The following is a 25486-nucleotide window of genomic DNA, read 5'->3' as shown; positions in this document are numbered from 1 at the left end:
TACAGGCGATGATTAACTACAGTGTTTTAACGGATACAGGTATCGGGATTCGCCCGGCACGCTGGTGATTCGATACTTATGAGGCGGCACGTCAAAATAGTTCTTGAACGTACGCGTCAGGGTCTGTTGCGATTCAAATCCGTAACGCTCCGCCAGATAAAGGATCGGCTCATTGCTTTCTTTCAGTTTCTGGGCAATTTCCGTCAGCTTGCGGCTGCGAATGTATTGACCTAATGAATGACCGGTCTCTTTTTTGAACATCCGTTGCAGGTGCCATTTGGAGTAACCTGAACGCTCTGACACTTTTTCAAGGGAGAGCGGCGATTCCAGGTTATCTTCGATCCAGTCCAAAATGCTATGAATGGTGATAGCGTCAGTATTGCGTCTGGACATCGTCATACCTCTTTTTCTGTTTACGGCAGTATTTTTTTGAGCAGAAGCTCAAGGGTTGCCACTTCATCTGCCGTTAAGTTTTTTGTTAGTTCCTGATGCAGTGTTTGTCCTACTAATTGATGACATTGCTCGCACATGGCCGCGCCATCGCTGGTCAGCTTCACCAGTACGCCGCGTTTGTCATTCGGGTTAGGGCTTCGTTCTATCCATCCTTTGCAGACGAGACGATCCAGCATGCGGGTTAACGCGCCCAGATCGACAGAGAGCACCTTTTTAAGCTCAACCGGTGTAATACACACTTCGCAGCGAATGGAACACAGCACTTTGAACTGTGTTGCGGTGATATCCAGCGGTGACAGATAGTCATTGAGCAGGCGATCTTTTTTCTGATTTACCATATGAATAAGACGACCCAGCGGAACAACGTCGTTAAAGATATCACTGGTGCTTTTCACAATGGTTGCCCTGGCAAGTAGTTAGTCACGGCAGATATTATTGCTCAGGCAAGTATAAGTCAACTGAATGAGTCAGCCGATGCCACGAATTGCTAAAACGTTTCATGAACTTTTTTTGAGGTCTTTCAAATCATATAGATAACTGTCAGCTATCTTTCCAGGACGGAAATAATCGTTGCGTTGCACCCATGGCTCAATGTCACACTTTCACCCTATAATTGCTGTGTTAAATATGGATAAGGACAACAACGCACTATGTTGGATTTAATAAAAGCAATCAGCCTTGGGCTGGTGGTCTTGCTGCCGTTGGCTAACCCGTTAACGACGGTGGCGCTGTTCCTCGGGCTGGCAGGGAACATGAACAGCGCCGAGCGCAACCATCAGTCGATGATGGCCTCGGTGTATGTGTTTGCCATCATGATGGTGGCTTACTATGCCGGACAGGTGGTGATGAACACCTTCGGGATTTCCATCCCCGGCCTGCGTATCGCCGGGGGGCTGATTGTGGCCTTTATCGGTTTCCGCATGCTGTTCCCGGCGCAAAAAGCGCATGAGTCGCCGGAAGCGACCAGTAAATCGGAAGAGCTGGAAACCGAGCCGAGTGCGAATATCGCCTTTGTGCCGATTGCCATGCCGAGCACGGCGGGGCCGGGTACCATCGCGATGATCATCAGCTCCGCATCAACGGTGCGTGACAGCGCAACCTTCCCGGACTGGGTGCTGACGCTTGCGCCACCGCTGATTTTTGCGATTATCGGGGTTATCGTGTGGGCGTCGCTGCGCAGTTCTGGGGCCATTATGCGCTGGGTAGGCAAGGGCGGTATCGAGGCGATTTCCCGTCTGATGGGCTTCTTACTGGTCTGTATGGGCGTGCAGTTTATTATTAACGGCGTGCTGGAAATTATTAAGACCTATCATTGATGTGATTGCCGGGTAAGGCGAAGCCGCCACCCGGCAAGAAGGCTTACCCGTGCTGACCCTGTTCCTCCAGCGCCACCGGCCATTTACGGAAGATGAGCACTGACCAGACCAGCGCCACCAGGGCCGGAATGGCGCCCAGATAGCCAATCGCCGACATCGATACGTGCAGTATTACCTGATTTCCCACCAGCGCGCCCGCGCCAATCCCCAGATTGAAAATCCCTGAGAACAGCGACATGGCGACGTCCGTTGCATCCGGCGCCAGGGCCAGGACCTTCACCTGCATGCCCAGACCAATAATCATGATCGCCACGCCCCAGCACAGGCTGAGGATCGCCAGATGGCTTTCACTGCCTGCGGCAGGCATCAGCAGCAGCAGGCAGGCCAGCAGCAGACCGATAGCGCAGCTCACCAGCGTTGACGCATGCCGGTTACCCAGCTTACCGAACAGCACGCTGCCAATAATGCCCGCTCCGCCGAGGATCAACAGCAGGACGGTGGCAAAGTTGGCGCTAAAGCCCGCCACCACCTGCACAAAGGGTTCAATGTAGCTGTACGCCGTGTAATGGGCCGTCACCACAATGACGGTAAGCAGGTAGATACCCAGCAGCGCCGGGCGACGCATCAGCAGCGGCAGGCTTTTCAGCGAGCCGGAATGTTCGCTCGGCAGCGCGGGCAGCAGCTTAATCAGGCATACCAGCGTAACCAGCGCGCCCATACCAATGGCGAAGAACGTCGTACGCCAGCCGAAGTATTGCCCTACGATGCGGCCAATCGGCAGACCCAGCACCATCGCCAGTGCGGTACCGGTGGCAATCAGGCTCAGCGCCTGGGCGCGTTTACCCGCTGGCGCGAGTCGAATAGCCAGCGACGCGGTGATCGACCAGAACACCGCATGGGCAAAGGCAATACCGATGCGGCTAATGACCAGCACCGTAAAATTCCACGCCATAAACGACAGGACATGGCTGGCGATGAACAGCACAAACAGGCCGATCAGCAGCCTGCGCCGCTCCATCTGGCTGGTCAGCAGCATAAACGGCAAGGACATCAGCGCCACAACCCAGGCGTAGATGGTCAACATAATGCCCACCTGCGCCGTTTCCATCTGGAAACTTTCAGCGATGTCAGACAACAGCCCAACCGGAACAAATTCTGTGGTGTTAAAAATAAACGCGGCAATGGCCAGCGTGACCACGCGTAGCCACGCAACCCTGCGGGAAACTGTGTTCGTTGTCATAGGGGTGTCGGAGATTCGTTGCTGAAAAGAAGAGGAGACGATCTTAAAACGTCGAACGGCGAAAACTCAACCATTATGTGACGCAGATCTCAATATTTACCTTATGAAAGCGGTAGCCGGGAACGCCGTTTTCATTGAATATAAAAGAACAACACAATAAAAACAGGCGGTAAGACAATGCAGGAGATTGATTTTTATCTGGTAGATGCGTTCAGCGACACCTCGTTTGGCGGCAATCCGGCCGCCGTTTGCCCGCTCAAGGAATGGTTACCCGATGAGACCTTGCTGAAAATGGCGCAGCAGCATAATCAGTCGGAAACGGCTTTTTTCGTCTGCAGTAAAGGGGGCATTGAGCTACGCTGGTTTACCACGCTTACCGAAGTCAATCTCTGCGGCCACGCTACGCTGGCGGCCGCGCACGTGCTGTTTACCGAGCTGGATTACCCGGATTCGCGGATCCACTTTGATACCGCCTCTGGCCGCCTCACCGTCAGCCGGGAGGGGGAGTGGATGACGCTGGACTTTCCTGCATGCCCAACCCATCAGGAGACACCCCCGCCGGAGATGCTCTCGGCGCTGGGTATCAGCCGCTACGTTGAAGCCCGTAAAGGGCGCGCATGGCTGATCGTTCTGGAAAATCGCCAGCAGGTTGAAGCGCTTGCGCCGCGCTTCTCGGTGATGACGCCGGGCGAGCATAAGGTGAGCGTTACGGCGCGCGGTGAGGGGAAATATGATTTTGTCAGCCGCTTTTTCTCACCGGGCGTTTCCGTCCCGGAAGACCCGGTCACCGGCTCCGCGCACACCATGCTGATCCCATACTGGAGCGAAAAGCTGGGCAAAACCACGATGTTCGCCCGTCAGGTATCAGCGCGCGGCGGCGATGTACGCTGTGAGCTGAAAGGTTCGCGCGTGCTGATGAGCGGGCAGGCCACGCTTTATCTGAAAGGCACAGTTTTTCTGCGCTAAAAACCCATAACAAGAGAGGAAGAGACAATGCAGGAAATTGATTTTTATCTGGTGGATGCCTTCAGCGATAAAACCTTTGGCGGCAACGCCGCAGCGGTATGTCCTCTGGAAGAGTGGCTGCCGGACGAAACGCTGCTCAAAATGGCGCAACAGCATAACCAGTCTGAGACCGCCTTTTTCGTGCGCACCGACGGCGGGTTTGAGCTGCGCTGGTTCACCACGCTGGATGAAATTAACCTGTGCGGTCACGCTACGCTTGCCGCATCGCACGTCATTTTCGAATACCTTGATTATCCGCATACCGAAATCACCTTCACCACGCGCTTCGTGGGCGAGCTGACCGTCAAGCGCAGCGGCGACTGGCTGACGCTGAACTTCCCCGCGTGGTCGACGGAAGTCGTCGAAAACCCACCTGAGGTGCTGTTTAGCGCGCTGGGCATCACGGAGGCGAAAGAGGTGCGCGTCGGACGCGATTACATGGTGGTGCTGGAGAGCCAGCAGCAGGTGGAAGCGTTAACGCCGGATATTGGGGCCATGCTTCCGCTGGATAAAATGGTCTGCGTGACGGCGCCGGGAGAAGAATATGACTTCGTCAGCCGCTTCTTCTGCCCTGGCGAAGGGGTGCCGGAAGATCCCGTCACCGGATCCGCCCACAGCATGCTGATCCCTTACTGGAGCGAAAAGCTGGGCAAAACGTCACTCAATGCCCGCCAGGTGTCATACCGTGGCGGGGATCTGCGCTGCGAGCTGAAGGGCGACCGCGTGCTGATTGGCGGCCAGGCTACGCTGTACCTGAAAGGGCGAATCTTCCTGCGCTAGCTGAGTGACGCGCTATAAGTTAATACTATGAACCACTCCGGCAGGCCTGAGCTATGTTGATATAAAAACAGCAAGGAGCCTGCCATGTATTCCATTACCTCTGAATCTGCACGTCATCCGGACATTCTCACGCTGATCGCGGCGCTTGACCGCTACCAGAGCGAACTCTATCCCGCCGAAAGCAATCATCTTCTCGACCTGTCCGCGCTGCCGGAAGCCTCGCTGATCCTGATGGTCATTCGTGACCAGCAGCTGCACGCCGTAGGCTGCGGAGCCATCGTGCTCAACGGCGACGGAACGGGGGAGATGAAGCGGGTCTATATCGATCCGGCCCATCGCGGGCAGCATCTCGGCGAGACGCTGCTGGCCGCCCTGGAAGATGAGGCCCTGAGCCGCCATTGCCACACGGTAAGGCTGGAGACGGGCATCAAACAGCGCGCTGCGGTTCGCCTGTACGAGCAGTGCGGGTACGATTTGCGTCCGGCGTTTGCCCCGTACGCTGACGATCCGCTCAGCCTGTTTATGGAGAAGGCGCTGGTTGAAGACGTTCGTTTAGCAGCGCTATAAAGGCTTCCAGCTGGCGGGTCATCGCCCCGCGCCGCCACACCAGCCAGGTAGTGAGCCAGCGCCAGTTTTCCGCCAGCGGCCAGGCTTCAACCTGATGATGTCCCGGCATACTCTCCAGCATCGAGCGCGGCATCAGCGCGATGCCCGCGCCCGCAATGACGCAGGCGAGCATGCCGTGATAGGACTCCATCTCATGAATGCGGCCGGGGGTGGCTCTGTCCGCATGAAACCAGCTTTCCAGATGTCGACGGTACGAGCAGTTCGCGCGAAAAGCGTAAACGTCGCTGCCGCTAACCTGCGTGGCGCGGGCGACCTCCGCGTGCCCGGCTGGCGTGACCAGCATCATCTCTTCCCGGTAGACCGGCATCCCCTCCAGCTCCGGGTGCGACAGCGGCCCGTCGACAAAGGCGGCGCTGAGGGTTCCCTCCAGCACGCCATCAATCATCGTCCCGGATGGCCCGGTAGAAAGGGCAAACTGGATGCGCGGATAGCGCTGGTTAAACTGCGCCAGCGTTTCGGGAATGCGCACCGCGGCGGTGCTTTCCAGCGCGCCGAGGGCAAATAGCCCCTGCGGCTCATCACCCGCGACGACCATGCGCGCCTCATCCACCAGGGCGAGGATCTGCCTGCTGTAGCGCAGGAAGTTATGTCCGGCGGGAGATAGGCGCAAACGCTGGTTCTCACGAATAAACAGCTCAACGCCAAGATCGGCTTCCAGCTGGCGGATGCGGGTCGTCAGGTTAGACGGCACGCGATGCACCTTCTGCGCCGCCTGGGTGATGCTGCCCGTCAGCGCGACGGCGTTAAACATTTCAAGCTGGGTTAAGTCCATGGCATTCTCGTTTCGTGAATAAGGTGGTTAGTATTATTCATTTTTAAGAAATAGCAGAGTGAGCCACAATGAATCAACCGAAATGCGTGGAGAACATCATGAAATATTCATCTGCTACACATGCCCTGTCCGTTAACCCGGCAACGGGGGAAACTCTTGCTGCTTATCCCTGGGCGACGCCGGAAGAGGTTGACCGCGCGATTGCTCAGTCTGACGCGGGGTATCGCCAGTGGCGACGCGAAAGCGTGTCCCACCGGGCGCAGAAGCTCCGGGATCTCGGCGCCGCGCTGCGAAACCGCGCGGAAGAGATGGCGCAGACGATCTCCCGTGAAATGGGGAAACCCATCCTGCAGGCGCGGGCGGAAGTGGCAAAATCCGCCGGTCTGTGCGACTGGTATGCCGGGCACGGCCCGGCGATGCTGCGTGCGGAACCCACGCTGGTGGAAAACCACAGCGCGGTTATTGAATATCGTCCTCTGGGGCCGATTCTCGCGGTGATGCCCTGGAACTTCCCGCTCTGGCAGGTGCTGCGCGGCGCGGTGCCCATTCTGCTGGCAGGTAACAGCTATTTGCTTAAGCATGCGCCAAACGTGCTCGGCTCTGCGGAACTTATTGGGCAGATCTTTGCGGATGCCGGTTTCCCTGAAGGCGTATTCGGCTGGGTGAACGCCACCAATGACGGCGTAAGCCAGGCGATTAACGATCGCCGTATTGCGGCGGTGACCGTCACCGGCAGCGTGCGTGCCGGTGCGGCCATTGGCGCGCAGGCAGGAGCCGCGCTGAAAAAATGCGTTCTTGAGCTGGGCGGCTCCGACCCGTTTATCGTCCTTAACGATGCCGATCTGGATCTCGCCGTGAAGGCGGCGGTGGCGGGTCGCTACCAGAATACCGGGCAGGTGTGCGCGGCGGCGAAACGTTTTATCGTCGAGGAGGGTATCGCAGAGACCTTTACCCGGCGTTTTGTCGAGGCCGTCTCTGCGCTGAAAGTCGGCGCACCGGATCGGGAAGAGAACTTTATTGGCCCGATGGCGCGTTATGACCTGCGCGATGAGCTGCATCAGCAGGTGCAGGCCACCCTGGCCGAAGGGGCAACGCTGCTGCTGGGCGGAGAGAAAATCAGCGGAGAGGGCAATTACTACGCGCCAACCGTGCTGGCCAACGTCACCCCGTCGATGACGGCGTTTCGCCAGGAACTGTTTGGTCCGGTCGCGGCCGTGACTGTCGCAAAAGACGCGGAGCACGCCCTGGCGCTTGCCAACGACAGCGACTTTGGCCTGTCCGCCACCGTCTTTACCGCTGACGCGGCGCTTGCGGATAAATTCTCCCGCGAACTGGAGTGCGGCGGCGTGTTTATCAACGGCTTTAGCGCCAGCGACGCGCGCGTGGCCTTCGGCGGCGTTAAGAAAAGCGGCTTTGGCCGGGAGCTTTCCCACTTTGGTTTGCACGAGTTCTGCAACGTGCAGACGGTGTGGAAGGATCGGGTGTAATTTATTGCCCGCCTGTGATTACGGCCCTCATCACGAGGGCCGTTGTCATTTATCTGCAATGGTTCTGTCATTTTCATTTCGTAGACTCGCTCGCGTCTAACGCATTGTTAATGAAGATAATTATGAACCTAACGCAAATTTTTCGCCGTATTGCGCAGCGTCTCACCCCTCGTCACTTTGGCCTGCTGACGGGTATCTTTTGCATTATTGGCCTTTTCTCCGCGCTGCAGCTCTCCTCCTCATTTCTGCTTAACGCCTCCCTGAACGACGCCCAGCGCAACGAGCAGCAAAACCTGCTGGCCTGGCAGCAGCAGAGCAAGCTGGATCTGGCCCGCGTCTCCCTGCTGGCGGCAAGCGACCTGCTTAACCGCTCCGGCGTCTGGTTTATGCAGGATAAAGAGACCGGCTCCGACGGGAGCTGGCACAGCCTGATGGATGATGCGCAAAAGGCGCTGGCGGTTTCTCAGCAGGCGTGGAAGGCCTGGCTGGCGCTGAATCCGCCGAAAGACGATGCCCTGGTGAACAGCTATCAGCTTTTCTACGGCGCGATCAACGAGCAGGCTGAAGGTTTGATTAAGACCAACACCATCGACGCGTTTTTTGCCGTACCGGCTCAGGCGTTTCAGTCTGATTTTAACGACAACTATGCGCGCTATCAGCAGGCAAGCGAGAAGCAGGCCATGCAGGGGCGTCAGAGCTTAATGGCGCAGCTCTCCGGCCTGCAAACGTTGTTCCTGTTTGCGCCGGTGCTGCTGCTTGCCATCGCGGTTGTCGTCTGGTTCGGCATGTCCAGATGGGTGATTACGCCGCTGCGTCGGTTGATTGCGCATATTAACCGGCTGGCGGCAGGGGATCTCTCCGGCACGCCGCCGGACGTCATGCGCTTCAACCGGGAGATAGGTCAGCTTAGCGACAGTATTGCGACGATGCAGCACGGTCTGCAGCAGCTGGTGACGCAGGTCAGCCATGCCACTGCCACCATGGTGGAGAATATTGGCTCCCTTGCGCAGGGTAACCAGAAGCTGTATCAGCAGTCAGCGCGCCAGGCGAAAGAGCTTGAGGATGTGACGGCGCATATCGCGTCGCTGGAAAGCCATGTGGAAGGGAATACCGGCTATGCCAGGCTCGCCAGCTCGCGGGCCGATGAAGCGCGTCAGGCCGCCGTGGGGGGCGACCGGATGATGTCTACCGTGAATGCGTCCATGCAGGCGATCGTCGACCGATCTTCTGAGATGCGCGGGATCGTGGCGATGATCGACAGCGTGGCGTTTCAGACCAACATCCTGGCGCTGAATGCGGCCATCGAGGCGGCCCATGCCGGAAATCAGGGGCGCGGTTTTGCCGTCGTCGCCAGGGAAGTCGGGCTTCTGGCCAGAAAAAGCAGCCACTCGACGCAGACCATTCAGGAGCTGATCAACCGTTCGCTGCGGGGCATTGAAGACGGTTCCCGCGCCGTTACCCTGATGGAAGAGAATCTGCAGCAGGTCACCGGCCTGGTGGGCAATTTAAGCAGTTTGCTTAATGAGATCTCAACCGCCACGCTCAGCCAGGGAGACAGTATTCACCAGATGACGCGCCAGCTTCAGGCGCTGAATCAGGTCTCCCGGCAGACGGACCTGCTGGTCTCTGACGCCTCGGATGCCTCTGAGCGGCTGCAAAAGCAATCCGATCTTTTATTGCAGGCCGTTTCGCGTTTTCGTCTTAGCGCCTGACGCAATACATAAGCCTCTGTTATACTCGCAGCCCGTTTTAGCCTGAGGGCAAGGAGCAAAGTGTGGCTGCGGTCATCCATAATGAGATGTTGGACGAGATTCTGGCGCAGGTTCGTCCGTTAATTGGAAAGGGGAAGGTTGCCGACTATATTCCGGCCCTTGCCTCGGTGAGCGGGAACAAGCTGGGGATTGCTATCTGTACCATTGACGGACAGCGATACCAGGCAGGCGATGCGGCTGAGCGTTTTTCCATTCAGTCCATTTCGAAAGTGCTGAGTCTGGTTGCGGCGATGCGCCAGTATGAAGAAGAAGAGATCTGGCAGCGTGTCGGTAAAGATCCTTCCGGCCAGCCTTTTAACTCGCTGCTTCAGCTCGAGATTGAACAGGGTAAACCGCGAAATCCCTTTATCAATGCCGGGGCGCTGGTGGTCTGCGATATGCTGCAAAGTCGCCTCAGCGCACCGCGCCAGCGAATGCTGGAGATTGTTCGCCAGCTCTCGGGCGTTGACGATATTGCCTATGATGCGGTGGTGGCACGCTCGGAGTTTGAACACTCCGCCCGTAACGCGGCTATCGCATGGCTGATGAAATCCTTCGGTAATTTCCACAACGACGTGGCGACCGTGCTGCAAAACTACTTCCATTACTGCGCCCTGAAAATGAGCTGCGTTGAGCTGGCCCAGACGTTCCTGTTCCTTGCGCACCAGGGGCACGCGCCGCATCTCGATCAGGAGGTGGTTTCTCCGCTTCAGGCCCGGCAGGTTAACGCGCTGATGGCCACCAGCGGGATGTATCAAAACGCCGGCGAGTTCGCCTGGCGCGTTGGCCTTCCGGCTAAATCGGGCGTTGGCGGCGGGGTCGTGGCGATTGTGCCGCATGAAATGGCGATAGCCGTCTGGAGCCCGGAACTGGATGAAACGGGAAATTCCCTTGCCGGCGTGGCGGTTCTGGAGAAACTTACCCAGCGCCTGGGACGTTCCGTATACTGATGTCCGATCTGGATCCTCTCTTTTCCCGCCTGGCGCGATCGACATTTCGCTCGCGCTTTCGCCTGGGCGATAAGGAACGACAGTACTGCTGGGACAAAGGCCCCGAAACCATTGATCGGCACGCCGCGGATTTTGTCGAAAAGCGCCTTGCGCCCGCGCACCCCGCCAACGACGGTAAACAGACGCCCATGCGCGGTCACCCGGTGTTTATCGCCCAGCATGCCACCGCTACCTGTTGTCGGGGCTGTCTGGCAAAATGGCATAACATTCCACAGGGCGTAACGCTCACGGCGCAGCAACAAAATTATATCGTCAGCGTCATCCACCACTGGCTGGTGCTGCAGATGAACGCCTAAATTTGACGAGTTATGCTCCCGTGGTATTTGTGTTATAGATGCATCCCAAGTTAGTCCCGATCATGCTGACGACCGCAATAATTGCCATAAGCTTTCATATGGAATGATATTTAATGCGTTCTGCTCTTACCGCTTTCAGGCCGTTCCAGATTGATACGCCGCTGCGAAATGCAGCGACGATCTTCATCCTCACCACTTTATTCTATTTTGTGGGCGCGGAATTACGGCTCGTTGAGGCCCTGTCGCTGTTCTGGCCGCTAAATGGCGTCATGGCAGGGATTTTCGCCCGCTATGTTTACCTGAATCGCCTGCATTACTACGCGGTATGTTATGTCGCGATGCTGTTGTACGACGCGGTAACGACCAACTGGGGTATGGCCTCCGTGGTGATCAACCTGTCAAACATGATCTTTATCGTCGTCGTCGCCGTGCTGGTCCAGCGCGACAAGCGGCTGATGAAGAAAACTCCCGATCCGCTTAACGCGCTACGCCTGTTTAACTACTGTCTGATTGCCGCGCTGCTTTGCGCCTTGCTCGGCGCGGTAGGGTCGGTCGGGATTGACAGTCATACTTTCTGGCCGCTATTTGCCGACTGGTTTAGCGAGCAGTTCTCAACCGGCGTGCTTGTTGTGCCCTGTATGCTCACGTTACGCATGCCAGGGCGTGAGCTCAGGCTACGTCTTGAGCAGCTGCTGCCGGTAATTGCGCTGATCGTCTCGGTGATCGCGTCGGTGGTGATTGGCGGAGCGGGGAGCCTCTCGTTTCCTCTGCCTGCGCTTATCTGGTGTGCGGTTCGCTACTCGCTGCCCGCAACCTGTCTGCTGACGTTTATCACGGGTGCCACTGAAATCATTCTGGTCGCCAACTCGATTATTAATATCGCCGTGGCGACGCCGTTTACGACGCCAATGATGTTTTCAGCCCGGCTGGGGATCGCCACGATGGCGATCTGCCCGGTGATGGTATCCGTCAGCATGGCGGCGATTAATTCCCTGATCCGCCAGGTTTCACTGAGGGCGGATTATGACTTTTTAACGCACGTCTACTCGCGTTCCGGGCTTTATGAGGCGTTAAAGCATGAAGAGACGTACCGGCACACGCGTTTTCTAACCGTCATGCTGCTGGATATTGATTATTTCAAAAGCATTAATGATAACTACGGCCACGAGTGCGGAGACCGCGTGCTGGCGTCGTTTGCCCGACAGGTTCAGCAGGTCGTCGGCGAAGACGGCATGGTGGCGCGCATGGGCGGAGAGGAGTTCGCCGTGGTGGTCAATTCAGGCGACGCGCAGCACGGTTTTGAACTGGCTGAACGTATCCGATCCACCGTTGCCGGTCATCCTTTTACATGGCGTCACCAGACGCTCTATCTGACGGTCAGCATTGGCCTCGGCAGCGGAAAGGCTGAGTCCTGGCAGCTGACCGAGGTCTTCAACAAGCTTATGGCCGAAGCGGACGATCATCTCTATCGTTCAAAAAAAGCGGGTCGAAACCGTACCAGCGCCCGGGTGGCGGACGAGCAGATTGCCGCGCCCTCCGGGAGTGAAACATAGCTGCGTTAATCGTCATAAGGCATTGACGTGAATAGTAAGCGGCTTAACAGGATGTCAGAACACTGACAATGTCTCTGTTTAAGCTACGCTTTTAGTAACGCTTTACGTCAGGAGACATTATGAAAGCACCTGCAACCCCTGAAAATGAAACAGACAGACTCAACTCGCTACGAGAATCAGGTCTGCTTGAGATCGACAGTTCCCCGGCGTTTGACCGCTTAACGCGTCTGGCAAAACGCTTCTTCCAGGTGCCGCTGGCGATGGTCAATCTCATTGATGAGCATTCGCTGATCGTGAAGTCGGCCGACGGTCAGGCGCCGGGCAGCGTTCCGCGCAATATCTCATTTTGTGGCCATACGATCCTCACCGAAGCGCCGCTGGTGGTGGGGGATATGCTTCAGGACGATCGCTTTGCGGATAACCCGCTGGTGGCCGGTGAGCCTCGCGTGCGGTTTTACGCGGGCTTCCCGCTGCGCCTGCGCGACGGCGCAAGCGTTGGCTCGCTGTGCCTGATTGATTACGCTCCCCGCGAGTTTTCTGCCGCCGACCTCGCCGTGCTGGGGGACCTTGGCGCGCTGGCGGAAGATGAATTTGCTGCCATCAGCGCGGCGACCACGGATGAATTAACCGGGTTATTCAACCGTCGGGGCTTTAATCAGCTCGTGCGGTTCACGCTTTCCGTTGCCCGGCGTCGCGCTGAGCCGCTCACGCTCGGCTGGCTGGATTTGGATCGCTTTAAGGAAATTAACGATCGCTTCGGGCATGAAGAGGGGGATAAGGCGCTGAAAGCGATGGCGCAGCTAATGCGCGCCTCTTTCCGCGAAGCGGATCTGCTGGTGCGTTTTGGCGGGGACGAGTTCGCCGTGCTGTTCGCGGATACGGATGAGCAGGGCGCCTGGATTGCCATGCAGTATCTTGCCGAGCAGGTAGAAAACTATAACGCCCGCAAGCTACATCCCTGGTCGCTCCATTTCTCGTGGGGGCTCAGTGAATTCGATCATAACGGCAACGACCTGCAGCAGTGGTTAAAAGAGGCCGATGAAAAGATGTATGCCATGAAACAGCAGCGACAGCGCTCCCGGTAACATAACAAAAGCGTATGTCCGATCCGTTTGCGTTAAGAAGATGTTAAATGCACAGTGACGGTATTCAACGTAAGGAAAAACAATGAATACCTCACTGCAAATCAAAAACCTCACCCGAGACGACATTCTCACCCATCTTGATGCGCTGGCCGGGATCCTCGAAAACTGTGTGAACGGCGGGGCATCCGTCAGCTTTATGCTTCCCTTTAGTCTGGATAAGGCTCGTTCGTTCTGGCGCGGCATCGCTGAAAGCGTAGGGCGCAACGAGCGTCTGGTGCTGGCCTGTGTCGACCCGCAGGACGGCGTCATCGGTACGGTGCAGCTGATCGTCGACCAGCCGGAAAACCAGCCGCATCGCGCCGATGTGGCGAAGCTGCTGGTTCACGAGAAAGCGCGCCGCAAAGGTGCCGCGATGGCTTTGATGGAAGCGCTTGAAGCGGAGGCCCGGGCCAGAGATATTTCGGTTCTGGTGCTCGATACCTCCACCGGCAGCGGCGCCGAGACGTTCTACCAACGTGCCGGCTGGCAAAAGGTGGGGGAGATCCCGCGCTATGCCCTGATGCCGGACGGCGCCATGACGGCCACGTCCGTGTTCTATAAGTTCTTATGATTATTTTGTACAACTACGCTGTGGATTGATCAAAACAGGGTTTCTGGTCGTTAAGTTTTGATAAGTTATCGTACCAATCTTATCAGGCTGTATGACTAATCATGAAAGGAACCCTCTTGTGAACACGCTCAACCGTCGTGATTTTCCCGGTGCTCAATACCCGGAACGCATTATTCAGTTTGGCGAAGGCAACTTCCTGCGTGCGTTTGTCGACTGGCAAATTGACCTGCTAAATGAACATACCGATCTTAACGCCGGTGTGGTTATCGTCCGTCCTATTCAGAGCGACTTCCCGCCGTCGCTGAACACTCAGGATGGTCTCTATACCACGATCATTCGCGGCCTGAACGGGCAGGGTAAAGCGGTGAGTGAGAGCCGTCTTATCCGCTCGGTTAACCGGGAGATCGACGTCTACGGCCAGTATGATGCGTTCCTGAAACTGGCGCACAATCCGGACATGCGCTTTGTTTTCTCGAACACCACCGAAGCGGGTATCAGCTACAACGCGGGTGACCGATTCGCCGATGCCCCTGCGGTGAGCTACCCGGCGAAGCTGACGCGACTGCTGTTTGAGCGTTATAGCCACTTCAACGGTGCAGCAGATAAAGGCTGGATCATCATTCCGTGCGAGCTGATTGACTACAACGGTGACGCGCTGCATGAACTCGTCCTGCGCTATGCCCGGGAGTGGGCGCTGCCTGCCGCCTTTATCCAGTGGCTTAACGAGGCAAACAGCTTCTGCTCGACGCTGGTTGACCGTATCGTGACCGGTTACCCGCGCGACGAAGCGGCCACGCTGGAGGCTGAGCTGGGTTATCACGATGGTTTCCTGGATACGGCTGAACATTTCTATCTGTTTGTTATCCAGGGGCCGGCATCTCTTGCGCAGGAACTTCGTCTGGATAAATACCCGTTGAATGTGCTGATTGTCGACGACATCAGGCCCTACAAAGAGCGCAAAGTCGCTATCCTGAACGGCGCGCATACGGCGCTGGTGCCGGTGGCATTCCAGGCTGGGTTAGAGACGGTAGGCGAGGCGATGAATGATGCAGAGATCTGCGCGTTTGTCGAAAAAGCGATTTATCAGGAGATCATTCCGGTTCTCGATCTGCCGCGTGACGAGCTAGAATCTTTTGCCAGCGCGGTAACAGGGCGTTTTCGCAACCCTTACATCAGACACCAGCTGCTTTCCATCGCGCTTAACGGTATGACCAAATACCGCACCCGCATTCTGCCGCAGCTGCTGGCAGGGCAGAACGCAAGCGGACAATTGCCTGCACGTCTGACGTTCGCGCTGGCTGCACTGATAGCGTTTTATCGCGGGGAACGTAACGGGGAGAACTATCCGGTGCAGGATGATGCATTCTGGCTGGAACGTTATCAGCAGCTGTGGGCACAGCACCGCGACCAGCAGTTGAGCACCCGTGAGCTGGTGCAGTCCGTACTGAGCGTGAGCGAGCACTGGGAACAGGATCTCACGCAGGTCACCGGGCTTGTCGACCAGGTGACCCTGGATCTTGACGCCATTCTCCTGAAGGGAATGCGCGCAGCGGTGAACCCCCTTTGCTAATGACGTTACCCGGCTTCGGCCGGGTTTAATTACATCTTAATTTAGTTACAACATACTATGTACTCTTTTTTTAAAACCGCATGCAGCACCGTGCGGTTATCGCTAAGCAGGTCATAAAATTCAATGTCCCGTTAACATGCTTGCAACCGTGAGGGAGATCACGTTTAATAGCCACGCTCTTTTCCTTCCTGAAACTCACTATGATTGTTCGTCCTAAACAGCACTGGCTACAACTGATTTTTGTCTGGCACGGCTCGGTACTTCCCAAAATTTACACCCGACTGCTGCTCAACTTCCTGCTTTCTATTGCCGTTATCCTGATGCTGCCGTGGTATACCTCGCTGGGTATCAAATTTACCGTGGCGCCATTTAGCATTCTCGGCGTGGCGATCGCTATCTTTCTCGGTTTCAGAAACAACGCCTGTTATTCGCGCTACGTTGAGGCTCGCCTGCTTTGGGGGCAGTTGATGATAGCGGCACGCTCGCTGTTTCGCGAGGTGAAAAACACCTTGCCTGACGATAAGCACCTGGGGGAATTTGTCCGCCTGCAGATAGCTTTTGCCAACTGCCTGCGCATGACCCTCCGCCGGGACCTGAACGCCGAACAGCTCTCTCGCTATCTTGCTCCGGACGATTTACGTCACGTGATGAGCGCCAACTCGCCGGCGAACCGCATTTTACTGATTATGGGGGAGTGGCTGGCCGTGCGGCGGCGTAACGGGCAGCTTTCAGACATCCTGTTCCACAGCCTGAACAACCGTCTGAACGATATGTCCATCGTCCTCTCCGGCTGCGAGCGCATTGCGACTACGCCGGTGCCGTTTGCCTATACGCTGATTTTGCACCGCACGGTCTATCTGTTCTGCATCATGCTGCCGTTCGCGCTGGTTGTAGATCTGCACTACATGACGCCGTTTGTCTCGGCGCTGATCTCCTACACCTTTATCTCGCTGGACACCCTGGCGGAAGAGCTGGAAGACCCGTTCGGCACAGAAGATAACGATCTGCCGCTGGACGCCATCTGCAACATGATGGAACGCGATCTGCTGCAGATGAACGATGAAGAGAACATTCCTGAAAGGCTGATGCCGGATAAGCATTATCAGCTGACCTGACGGGCGTTCCATTCGTCGCGGGTAATCTCCCACAGTTCGGAATCCAGCATGCCGCTGACGTAGGCTTTTTGTTCCGTTCTGATAAGCCGCATGCCGCTACTGTCTGAAATACGCCGGGAGCGGCTGTTGGCGGCGGCTTTCGGAGCGCGTAACACGGGTTTGTTTAGGGTATTGAACCAGTAATCCGTCGCGGCAATGCTGGCCTCGCGCATGTATCCCTGCCCCTGAAACTCCGGAGCCAACCAGAATCCACGGTTGTTATCTTCAACGTCATACAAACAGATAATACCCATCAACTCATCCGGCACCTCGCGACGACGGATGCTCCAGAACCAGGCGATCCCTTTTGCCATATCCGGCAGCGCCACGTTGTTGACATAGTTTTCCGCGCCGTTATCCGGGTAGGGCCAGGGCACGGAAGAGACCATATAGCGGACGATCTCCCAGCGCGGATAACGCTTTTGTATCTGGGCAGCATCTTCGGCAACCAGCGGTTTTAGCAATAAGCGTTCTGTCGTGAGCGTCGGTATCGTCATCCGCGGATCTCCATATTTAAGCGTTATTCTTTTGTTTGTGTTCTGGTATTTTCATCTTTACGGCACTCTATCCCAGCGAGCTCTTTTCCCATACTACTAACAATTGCAGAGGTCAGCATGACATTAAGACGGGCCAACCCACAGGAAGCCGAAATACTCTGGAATATTCGCAATCAGGCGATTCGTCACGGCTGTAAAACCAGTTACGACGCTGACGTCATTGCGCGCTGGACGCCGGATCTCATGCCCGAACGCTATCGGCAGATGGTCATTGAATACCCTTTTTACGTGGTGGAAGATGAAACGGGCGACGTTGCGGCGACCGGCTATCTGGATCTGGATACCCACTGTCTGGAGGCGATATTCACCTTGCCCGCGGCCTTCGGTAAAGGCATGGCGACCCGAATTATCGAGGCGCTCAAAAATGAAGCCCGTAGCCGGGGGATAACCCGCCTGAGGCTGGATGCAACCCCTAATGCCCAGTCGTTTTATCAGAAGCTGGGGTTTGTCACGCTGCGCGAAAACTATCATCACTCGCGTATGGCAGGGGCTGATTTACGCTGTTTTGAAATGGCGATCGACTTGTAATGTGAGGAACACATGGCTGTCACGGTAAGACCTCTACGTGAAGACGATTATTCCCAATGGCGACCGCTGTGGGATGGCTATACCCATTTTTATGACTGTTACCTCGAGGAATCCGTCACCGCATCGACATGGGAAAGGGCGCTCTCAGCGCATTCCTCGATGTTTTGCCGCGTGGTAGAGAAGGATGAAAAGGTCATCGGTTTCGCGATGTGCATTCTGCACGAAGGAACCTGGTCAACGGCCCCCGTTTGCTACCTGGAAGATCTGTTTGTTGATGCCGACGAACGCGGGGCGGGAGCCGGTAAGGCGCTCATTGATGCTCTGATTGAGGAAGGCAAACGCGAAGGGTGGTCAAAACTGTACTGGGTCACCCGGGAGAACAACCCGGCGCGCAAACTTTATGACAAATACGGTCAAGCTGACGATTACGTCCGCTATCGCATCACCCTTTAAGGTGACAAGGCCTGGGTTTGTATCACACTGTATCTGCATCGCTGGTACATACACAGGCTTGCAATAAACCCGCTTTCGCACATATCCGCTATACATTGCCGTGTTGTTATATCCCCGTGAACTGTACTCAACCGGAGATACCAACATGTTTAGCAAACTCGCGTACTCAACTCTCGCACTGACCGTTTCTCTTGGCACCGTGATGTCCTGTCAGGCTGAAGTCACCGGCACAAATTTCGCGGCAGCCTTTGATCATCCGCAGCAAATTAACGCCGGCGATCTGAATGTCGGTTATGTCGACATCGGCCCGAAAAACGGCCAGCCGGTTATTTTACTGCACGGCTGGCCTTACGATATTCACAGCTACGCCGACGTCGCGCCCGCGCTGGCGGCAAAAGGCTATCGGGTGATTGTGCCTTCTCTGCGCGGCTACGGCACCACGCGCTTCCTGTCACCCAAAACGCCGCGCAACGGCCAGCCTTCAGCCATGGCGAAGGATATTGTGAACCTGATGGATGCCCTGAATATTAAGCAGGCGGTATTTGCAGGATATGACTGGGGTGCTCGTACGGCGGATATCGTTGCGGCGCTGTGGCCAGAGCGCGTTAAGTCACTGGTGTCGGTGAGCGGGTATCTCATCAGCAGCCAGCAGATTGGCAAACAGCCGCTGCCGCCAAAAGCGGAACAGCAGTGGTGGTATCAGTTCTATTTCGCTACCGCGCGCGGTGCTGAAGGCTATGCCAAAAACACGCATGACTTCGCCCGTTTGATCTGGTCTCAGGCCTCGCCTGACTGGAAATTTAGCGATGCTGTCTTCAACGCCAGCGCCAAATCCCTCGATAACCCGGATCACGTCGCGGTGACGCTCAGCAACTATCGCTGGCGTTTAGGGCTGGAAAAAGGCGAGCGCAAATACGATAGCTACGAGCAAAAACTCGCTACGCTGCCGAATATCACCGTTCCAACGATCACCATCGAAGGCGGGAACAACGGCGCGCCGCATCCGGCTCCGCAGGCCTACGCGGGTAAATTTACCGGTAAATATGAGCACCGCACCTTCGGGGCAACCGTGGGGCACAATCCGCCTCAGGAAGATCCGCAGGATTTCGTCAAGGCCGTCGTTGACGCGGACAAGCTCTGAAATGTGCTATTTTCAGTACGTTACCCTTCGGTCTGGAGATTTCGGTGGAGCATATTGATCATATCCTTGTCGTCGATGACGACAGGGATATTCGTGAACTGATTGTCGATTATCTCGTTAAGTCTGGCTATCGCGCGACGGGCGCGGCCAACGGCAAAGAGATGCGCGTCGTGCTGGATAAACAGCATATCGACCTGGTGGTGCTGGATGTCATGATGCCCGGCGACGACGGGCTTACGTTATGTCGAGAGCTACGCGTCGGGAAATACAAAGATCTGCCCATTCTGATGCTGACGGCCCGCAACGAGGAGACGGATAGGATCCTGGGTCTGGAGATGGGCGCGGATGACTACGTGGTGAAGCCGTTTGTCGCCCGCGAACTGCTGGCGCGTATCAAAGCGATTTTACGGCGTTTTCGCACGATGCCGCCCAATTTGCAGGTGACAGAAGCCGGGCGGCTGGTGATGTTCGGTGAATGGCAGCTCGATACCGTTGCCCGTCACTTAATCGATCCGGAAGGGGTGATCGTGGCGCTCAGCGGGGCGGAGTATCGCCTGCTGCGCGTTTTCCTTGACCATCCTCAGCGGGTGCTGACCCGCGATCAGCTGCTCAACCTGACGCAGGGGCGAGACGCCGAGCTGTTTGAACGTTCTATCGATCTGCTGGTTAGCCGGGTCCGCCAGCGCCTGAACGAAGATGCCCGCACGCCTGCCTATATCAAGACCGTGCGCAGCGAGGGCTACGTTTTTACCATGCCGGTCACCATCAAAGAGGCTAACGAATGACGCTCTGGCCACGCTCGCTGCTGGCCCGCCTGCTGCTCGTCGTGCTGTCCGGCCTGCTGCTGGCCAACGCCCTGAGCCTGACGCTGGTCATGATTGAACGAATGCACAGCGCCAGAACGGTGATGCTCGGTAATCTGGAAAACGACGTCGCAACCAGCGTCGCCATTTTAGACCGCTTACCGGCCAGCGAGCGCGCAGCCTGGCTTCCGCGTCTCGAACGGGGCAACTACCGTTATATTCTGGGGCCGGGGGAGCCCGGCAACGCGCCGACGGATAAGCGTTCGCAGGACGCCATCCGAACCTTAAAAGCGACGCTTGCGACACAGTACCCGCTCAGCTTCACCGCCGTTCCCGGTGCCGTTTCACACATCCAGGCGCATCTGACGTTACGCGACGGCGCGCCGCTGACCATTGACCTGATCCCACGCATGCCGCCGGTCGCCAGCTGGCTGCCCGTAGTGCTGATCCTGCAGCTGCTGCTGCTGGCTGCGTGCGCCTGGATTGCCGTGCGGCAGGTGGTGCGGCCTTTTTCACAATTTACCCGCGCGGTGGATTCGCTGGATCCGGCGGCCAGCACGCCAATGACGGAGAAAGGGCCGCTTGAGGTGCAGCGTGCAGCGCATGCCTTCAACGCGATGCAGGCGCGCATTCAGTCTTATCTCCGGGAGCGCGCGCAGATCCTGGCGTCCATTTCTCACGATCTCCAGACGCCGATTACCCGCATGAAGCTGCGCGTCGAGATGGCAGGGGAACCTGAACTTCGCGACAAGCTCCTGAACGATCTCGATAGCATGACGCGCCTTGTTCGCGAGGGTATTGCGTATGCCCGGTCATCAGAATCCCTGGAAGAGACCCCGCTGAAGCTGGAGCTGAACGCCTGGGTCAACAGCATCGCCTGCGATTATCAGGACATCGGTAAAAACGTGCAGCTTCAGGCAAACGATACCCGCTTGCCGATCGTTACGCGTCCGCAGGCGCTTCGTCGGGTGATGACCAACCTGCTGGATAACGCCCTTAAGTTCGGTGGGTATGCCGTTATTGCCATTGATAATTCGTCTTCCGAAGAGGTGGTGATTCATATCACTGACGGCGGACCGGGAATACCCGATGACGAGCTTGAGGCGGTATTACAGCCGTTTTACCGGGTGGAAACATCGCGCAACCGCGATACCGGCGGAACAGGACTCGGACTGGCGATTGCCGCGCAGCTCACCGCTCAGCTGGACGGAAAGCTCAACCTGACGAACCGGGCCGGAGGCGGACTGGATGTCTCCATTACGCTACCGCGCCATTAATTGTACGGCTTTGTATCTCCCGGCCCGGTTGATACAGAGCCAGACAAAATCTGCGTTTTTACACATATCCTGAACACATCCGCACGATGAAATAGCCTCACTGCAGCGTCGCAGGACTTGTATTGTGAGGTGTCTATGTTTCTGGTAATCGCTTTTCTGGGCGGGATGATAAGCCTGCTCAGTCCATGTACGCTCCCGGTTATCCCACTCCTTTTCGCCGGTTTTCAGGGACAGCGACGACATATTCTGGCCCTGCTGGCGGGGATGATCGTGATGTTCACCCTGGTGGCGATGGCCGTCACCGTCGCCAGCGAGTGGATAGCAGAGGCAACCATCGTCGGGCGCTGGATCGCTCTCGTTATTCTGGCCACGGCCGCGCTGGCCTTAATTTTTCCGTCATTCGCCCAGCGTATTGCGGGTCCGGCCGTCAGCGCGGGAAATGTCCTGAACACCCGAAGCGGGCAAACGCGCGGTATGGCATCGGCTTTTCTGGCCGGGCTTGCGGTGGGGCTGCTCTGGTCTCCCTGCGCCGGTCCCATACTGGGCGCCATTTTCAGCATTAATATCGCGGGCCATTCGGCCATTACGACGGGCGCGCTGCTGGCGGCCTACGGCAGCGGATGCGCGCTAATGCTGAGCCTGCTCGTTTCAGGAGGCCGCACGCTGATGGCGCCGTTAAGAGCAAAATCGGCGCTGATGGAAAAGCTGCGGCAGGGGGCGGGCGTAGCGATGCTGGCGGCTGTCGTATTCAACGCGACGGGAATGACTTCGCTTCTGACAGGAGCAAACGGCGTTGCGGACCGTCTGGAGACAACACTCCTGACGCTGGCGAAACCCACAGCCGCGCCGGTGAAGCTCCAGCCGGTCGTGATGACAGAGCCCAGCAGCCAGCTGCCTTCATTAAGCGGGGGGACAGGGTGGATTAACGGTGACCCTGTCACGTCTGAATCCCTGCGAGGGAAGGTGGTGTTGATTGATTTCTGGACGTGGGATTGCATTAACTGCCAGCATACGCTCCCGCACGTGCGGGACTGGGCCACGAAGTATCAGTCGCAGGGGCTGGTCGTGATTGGGGTTCACACGCCGGAATATCCCTGGGAAAAACCGCTCGCCTCGGTGAAATACGCGGTAAATAAATGGCAGCTGCCGTACCGGGTGGTGACGGATAACAACTATCAAATCTGGAACGCTTTCGGGAACCAGTACTGGCCAGCGCATTACTATTTCGATGCCAAAGGCCAGCTACGCTATACCGCCTTTGGCGAAGGAGATTATGCGCAACAGGAAAAGGTCATTCAGCAGCTGCTTAAAGAAGCCCGGTCATAACCCGTCAGGGCTGGCGTTGCGCCACGATAAACAGCCGCGGAAAAGCGAGCAGTATCTGCCCATTTTCCTGGAGCGGATACTGCTCTTCCAGCAGTTCATGGTAGCGTTTCAGGAAACGTTTCTGCTCGCCCTCGTTAAGTTCCTGGAGCCACGGGCGCAAGCCGGTGGCGCTTACCCAGTCAATTATGGCCTGGTGTGAGCTCATTTTATGGAAATAGGTTGTCCGCCAGATATCCACGTCACAGCCCGCCTCGGACAAGATATCGTAGTAGGCATGCACACCCGGGAGAGGTTCGCGGCCGCGGTCAGGGTAGTCTTGTTCCAGCGCCACTTCACGCATCGCCACATGAGTAGGTTCAAGCCAGTTGTCAGGCATCTGGATTGCTAATACGCCGTTAAGCGTGAGTAAAGAAACGAGATGAGGCAGGAGATCGTAATGGTCAGGAACCCATTGTAGCGAAGCATTGGCATAAATCAGGTTCAGCGGTTGGCCAGGCTTGTACTGGCGGATATCGGCCTCAACAAAATGGCAGTCAGGCAATGCGGCTCTTGCTTCCTCAAGCATTGCAGGGGAGTTGTCGACCCCGGTAATGTGCGCCGAAGGCCAGCGATGCTTCAACAGCGCGGTGCTGTTTCCCGGCCCACAGCCTAAATCAGCAATGGTGGATACCTCATCCAGAGGAATTCTGGCGAGCAGTTCAGCGGCAGGACGCGTTCTTTCCGCGCCGTACTGCAGATAAAGAGAGGGATTCCAGTCGGCCATTTTGGTTCTCCGTTTAGCATGCTTCTGCAAGAGTAGCACAGCATTAAGAACAGAGATAATAGGAGAAAAAATAGAAAAAGGAAATATTACCCCTTAAATACTTAAGGGGCAATACTTTAATTGTAATTATTTTATGATTATCGTTTTTTAATATTTTATCGGCTAAGTGCTTCTTACGCTCTGTACCCGAAACTATAAATATTAGATAATCATGAATGGATATATCCCTGGTGTTTCGTAGGTCTTTGACCTCCTGGCCACTGAGTTTCACGAGGACTTAGTGGCCGGGTACTTTTTAAGTATAAGGAATACCATGCACAATGAAAGCTGTCCTAAAAGACAGGGGATAATAGTTTCAGGTGTTATTATCAGGAATAAGAGCAATGAATTCTGTTATTGAGTTTTTTTTGCATGATTACGATGATTTACCGTCAGCATTAGCCCGCGAACTCTTCCGACTCAGGAGAAAAACCTTTCGGGACCGACTCGACTGGAAAGTTGAATGCGTTGAAGATATGGAAAAGGATCGGTTTGACAACCCAAACACGACATACTTGCTGGGTATGTATGAGGGACAGTTGTTATGCGGCGCACGATTCATTAACTCGACGCATCCGACGATGATAAGCGAAATATTTCACAATTATTTTGACGAAGCCATTATTTTCCCGGCAGATGTTCCCTGCTGTGAAATTAGCCGTTTATTTTTAGATAAAGAAACGCGAGACTCCGCAAGTCTGCAGGGCGTGCCCGCCAGTAAGGCATTGTTTCTTGCAATGAATATGTATTGCATAAAGCAAAAATACCATGGAATGTACGCAGTCGCCAGTCGCGGTATGTATGCCATATTTCGCCATGCGAACTGGAAAGTTGAAGTTATTCAACGCGGTGTTTCTGAAAAAGGGGAGGTTATTTACTATATTTATATGCCTGCCAGCACCAGCATTATTGAAGACATTATTAGCAAAGACAAATCCAGTCACTGGCTTCGCGAAATGCTGGAGCATTTACGCCACTTATAACCAGTGGCTGAGGCTCAGTCGTCCAGTAAGCGTAGTTCTGTTCCAAGCTTTATTGCGTGTCTGGCATTATTCACACCGAGCTTTTTCATTACATTTCCCATATGGAACTTAACGGTGCGTTCAGCAATAGACAAAATAACAGAAATTTCTGCGTAGGTTTTCCCGGCGCTGACCCATTTAAGGATTTGTCGCTCACGTGGTGACAGAAAAACATTCTTTTTCTGTTGATGCTGGCTATACAGGTTGAGTGTCTTCTGATGCAGTTGAACAAGGAAACTTAGAAATTGTGGCCGATATTTTTCTATATCAATACCAGAGTGCTTAGGACTGATGACGGATAAGACGACAAGATTATTCAGATAGTCATGCAGAGGAAAAGTCTGTCCCTGGTAGATATCATACTGGACGCTTTCGTTGAAAATGCGCGTCAGGTTATAACCATCCGACAGGATGACATCACTTTCCCAGAAAAAATCTTCAACACAGCGCAAAGCCCGAATGATAACAGGGTCAATGAACTGATATTTCCTGTCGAGGTAGATATCAAACCACTCGGGGCTGTTATTGATTATCCGCATCTGGGAAGGATCTTTCTTGTTCATAATGGCGTAGGCGAAGACGATCCCTTTGAAATCCTCAAAAAACGCGTCCAGCTCACTCTGAATTAGCGTATTGATCGCTATGTCGTTGTAATATGTATCCTTCACGTGAGTTGCTTGCCTCCTGTTCGAGTGGAGGAGCAAGTATAATATGCTTCGTTATCTGTAGCGAGTCGCATTTTAATCCAGCCAACAGATAAGACAGACTACCTCAACTGGTAGCCTGGTCAACGTGTGGCATTTCTAATGGTAAATGCAGATGACTCGGCGAATTTTTGAAAATTTTGTCAAATCCCGAAATAGTTCAC

27 protein-coding genes are annotated in these 25486 nt (G+C 55.6%); 20 read left to right on the top strand and 7 right to left on the bottom strand.

Annotated features, from left to right (window positions below):
• Positions 1-12 precede the first annotated feature (12 nt).
• Positions 13-393 carry an MDR efflux pump AcrAB transcriptional activator MarA gene (marA, locus tag FOY96_RS10625; RefSeq protein WP_008502237.1) on the bottom strand — a complete coding sequence of 127 codons (381 nt, stop codon included), beginning with the start codon at positions 391-393 and terminating at the stop codon, positions 13-15.
• A gap of 20 nt (positions 394-413) precedes the next feature.
• Positions 414-848 carry a multiple antibiotic resistance transcriptional regulator MarR gene (gene marR, locus FOY96_RS10620; protein WP_008502236.1) on the bottom strand — a complete coding sequence of 145 codons (435 nt, stop codon included), beginning with the start codon at positions 846-848 and terminating at the stop codon, positions 414-416.
• 255 nt (positions 849-1103) lie between these two features.
• On the opposite strand from marR, the gene FOY96_RS10615 reads away from it, so the two are divergent.
• Positions 1104-1769, top strand: coding sequence for a MarC family NAAT transporter (locus FOY96_RS10615; protein WP_143347010.1), 666 nt, complete (start codon positions 1104-1106; stop codon positions 1767-1769).
• Between the two features lie 43 nt (positions 1770-1812).
• On the opposite strand, the gene FOY96_RS10610 is transcribed toward FOY96_RS10615, so the two are convergent.
• Positions 1813-3009 (bottom strand): sugar transporter, encoded by a 1197-nt coding sequence (locus FOY96_RS10610; protein ID WP_143347009.1) that lies wholly within the window; start codon positions 3007-3009, stop codon positions 1813-1815.
• Positions 3010-3186: 177 nt separating this feature from the next.
• Between FOY96_RS10610 and FOY96_RS10605 the strand changes: the two genes are divergently transcribed.
• The 3 genes from FOY96_RS10605 (at position 3187) to FOY96_RS10595 (ending at position 5361) form a co-directional block, all read left to right on the top strand.
• Positions 3187-3975 carry a PhzF family phenazine biosynthesis protein gene (locus FOY96_RS10605; RefSeq protein ID WP_143347008.1) on the top strand — a complete coding sequence of 263 codons (789 nt, stop codon included), beginning with the start codon at positions 3187-3189 and terminating at the stop codon, positions 3973-3975.
• Positions 3976-4002: 27 nt separating this feature from the next.
• Positions 4003-4794, top strand: a complete 792-nt coding sequence (locus FOY96_RS10600; RefSeq protein ID WP_063441495.1) for a PhzF family phenazine biosynthesis protein — start codon at positions 4003-4005, stop codon at positions 4792-4794.
• 84 nt (positions 4795-4878) lie between these two features.
• Positions 4879-5361, top strand: coding sequence for a GNAT family N-acetyltransferase (locus FOY96_RS10595; RefSeq protein ID WP_047653295.1), 483 nt, complete (start codon positions 4879-4881; stop codon positions 5359-5361).
• On the opposite strand, the gene ptrR is transcribed toward FOY96_RS10595, so the two are convergent.
• Complete coding sequence (gene ptrR / locus FOY96_RS10590; protein WP_033145537.1) at positions 5315-6193, bottom strand: putrescine utilization regulator PtrR; 879 nt, start codon at positions 6191-6193, stop codon at positions 5315-5317. The two genes, FOY96_RS10595 and ptrR, sit on opposite strands and share 47 nt — an antisense overlap.
• Before the next feature lie 98 nt (positions 6194-6291).
• Between ptrR and sad the strand changes: the two genes are divergently transcribed.
• The 9 genes from sad to FOY96_RS10545 all read left to right on the top strand — a co-directional run bounded on the left by sad (position 6292) and on the right by FOY96_RS10545 (position 16670).
• The gene (gene sad, locus FOY96_RS10585; RefSeq protein ID WP_143347007.1) at positions 6292-7680 is read left to right on the top strand and encodes a succinate-semialdehyde dehydrogenase; all 1389 of its coding nucleotides are present in this window, start codon (positions 6292-6294) and stop codon (positions 7678-7680) included.
• Positions 7681-7802: 122 nt separating this feature from the next.
• Positions 7803-9392, top strand: a complete 1590-nt coding sequence (locus FOY96_RS10580) for a methyl-accepting chemotaxis protein (protein ID WP_143347006.1) — start codon at positions 7803-7805, stop codon at positions 9390-9392.
• Positions 9393-9454: 62 nt separating this feature from the next.
• Positions 9455-10381 (top strand): glutaminase B, encoded by a 927-nt coding sequence (gene glsB / locus FOY96_RS10575; RefSeq protein ID WP_033145540.1) that lies wholly within the window; start codon positions 9455-9457, stop codon positions 10379-10381.
• Positions 10381-10737, top strand: coding sequence for a DUF4186 domain-containing protein (locus tag FOY96_RS10570; RefSeq protein ID WP_045354969.1), 357 nt, complete (start codon positions 10381-10383; stop codon positions 10735-10737). Before glsB ends, FOY96_RS10570 begins: the two co-directional genes overlap by 1 nt.
• Before the next feature lie 113 nt (positions 10738-10850).
• Positions 10851-12290, top strand: a complete 1440-nt coding sequence (locus tag FOY96_RS10565) for a sensor domain-containing diguanylate cyclase (RefSeq protein ID WP_096151534.1) — start codon at positions 10851-10853, stop codon at positions 12288-12290.
• A gap of 119 nt (positions 12291-12409) precedes the next feature.
• On the top strand, positions 12410-13375 hold the full coding sequence (locus FOY96_RS10560) for a sensor domain-containing diguanylate cyclase (protein ID WP_039262472.1): 966 nt from the start codon (positions 12410-12412) through the stop codon (positions 13373-13375).
• 82 nt (positions 13376-13457) lie between these two features.
• Positions 13458-13985 (top strand): GNAT family N-acetyltransferase, encoded by a 528-nt coding sequence (locus FOY96_RS10555; protein WP_033145544.1) that lies wholly within the window; start codon positions 13458-13460, stop codon positions 13983-13985.
• A gap of 118 nt (positions 13986-14103) precedes the next feature.
• Positions 14104-15555, top strand: a complete 1452-nt coding sequence (locus FOY96_RS10550) for a tagaturonate reductase (protein WP_143347005.1) — start codon at positions 14104-14106, stop codon at positions 15553-15555.
• Positions 15556-15755: 200 nt separating this feature from the next.
• Positions 15756-16670 carry a bestrophin family protein gene (locus FOY96_RS10545; protein ID WP_069302828.1) on the top strand — a complete coding sequence of 305 codons (915 nt, stop codon included), beginning with the start codon at positions 15756-15758 and terminating at the stop codon, positions 16668-16670.
• Here FOY96_RS10545 and FOY96_RS10540 read toward each other — a convergent pair.
• On the bottom strand, positions 16658-17206 hold the full coding sequence (locus FOY96_RS10540) for a GNAT family N-acetyltransferase (RefSeq protein WP_064672502.1): 549 nt from the start codon (positions 17204-17206) through the stop codon (positions 16658-16660). The genes FOY96_RS10545 and FOY96_RS10540 overlap by 13 nt on opposite strands.
• A gap of 117 nt (positions 17207-17323) precedes the next feature.
• Between FOY96_RS10540 and FOY96_RS10535 the strand changes: the two genes are divergently transcribed.
• The 6 genes from FOY96_RS10535 to FOY96_RS10510 all read left to right on the top strand — a co-directional run bounded on the left by FOY96_RS10535 (position 17324) and on the right by FOY96_RS10510 (position 22794).
• Entirely contained in the window at positions 17324-17794 is a 471-nt protein-coding gene (locus FOY96_RS10535; protein WP_087822581.1) for a GNAT family N-acetyltransferase, read from the top strand.
• A gap of 12 nt (positions 17795-17806) precedes the next feature.
• Positions 17807-18247, top strand: coding sequence for a GNAT family N-acetyltransferase (locus tag FOY96_RS10530; RefSeq protein ID WP_064672504.1), 441 nt, complete (start codon positions 17807-17809; stop codon positions 18245-18247).
• A 145-nt stretch (positions 18248-18392) separates the two neighbouring features.
• The gene (locus FOY96_RS10525; RefSeq protein ID WP_033145552.1) at positions 18393-19388 is read left to right on the top strand and encodes an alpha/beta fold hydrolase; all 996 of its coding nucleotides are present in this window, start codon (positions 18393-18395) and stop codon (positions 19386-19388) included.
• 44 nt (positions 19389-19432) lie between these two features.
• Positions 19433-20173: a response regulator gene (locus FOY96_RS10520; RefSeq protein WP_033145553.1), complete on the top strand. Its 741-nt coding sequence runs from the start codon at positions 19433-19435 to the stop codon at positions 20171-20173.
• The gene (locus FOY96_RS10515; RefSeq protein WP_143347004.1) at positions 20170-21468 is read left to right on the top strand and encodes an ATP-binding protein; all 1299 of its coding nucleotides are present in this window, start codon (positions 20170-20172) and stop codon (positions 21466-21468) included. Before FOY96_RS10520 ends, FOY96_RS10515 begins: the two co-directional genes overlap by 4 nt.
• A 135-nt stretch (positions 21469-21603) precedes the next feature.
• Positions 21604-22794 carry a cytochrome c biogenesis protein/redoxin gene (locus FOY96_RS10510; RefSeq protein WP_143347003.1) on the top strand — a complete coding sequence of 397 codons (1191 nt, stop codon included), beginning with the start codon at positions 21604-21606 and terminating at the stop codon, positions 22792-22794.
• A 4-nt stretch (positions 22795-22798) separates the two neighbouring features.
• Here FOY96_RS10510 and tam read toward each other — a convergent pair whose 3' ends face one another.
• Positions 22799-23557 carry a trans-aconitate 2-methyltransferase gene (gene tam / locus FOY96_RS10505; protein ID WP_143347002.1) on the bottom strand — a complete coding sequence of 253 codons (759 nt, stop codon included), beginning with the start codon at positions 23555-23557 and terminating at the stop codon, positions 22799-22801.
• Positions 23558-23940: 383 nt separating this feature from the next.
• On the opposite strand from tam, the gene FOY96_RS10500 reads away from it, so the two are divergent.
• Positions 23941-24579, top strand: coding sequence for an acyl-homoserine-lactone synthase (locus FOY96_RS10500; RefSeq protein ID WP_087822586.1), 639 nt, complete (start codon positions 23941-23943; stop codon positions 24577-24579).
• Positions 24580-24593: 14 nt separating this feature from the next.
• Here the strand turns inward: FOY96_RS10500 and FOY96_RS10495 are convergent, their stop codons facing one another.
• Complete coding sequence (locus FOY96_RS10495) at positions 24594-25286, bottom strand: helix-turn-helix transcriptional regulator (protein WP_023311808.1); 693 nt, start codon at positions 25284-25286, stop codon at positions 24594-24596.
• Positions 25287-25486: the final 200 nt, after the last annotated feature.

This window comes from Enterobacter asburiae, assembly GCF_007035645.1.
Classification (GTDB): domain Bacteria; phylum Pseudomonadota; class Gammaproteobacteria; order Enterobacterales; family Enterobacteriaceae; genus Enterobacter; species Enterobacter asburiae_B.
This window is presented reverse-complemented; position numbering and strand designations above follow the sequence as displayed.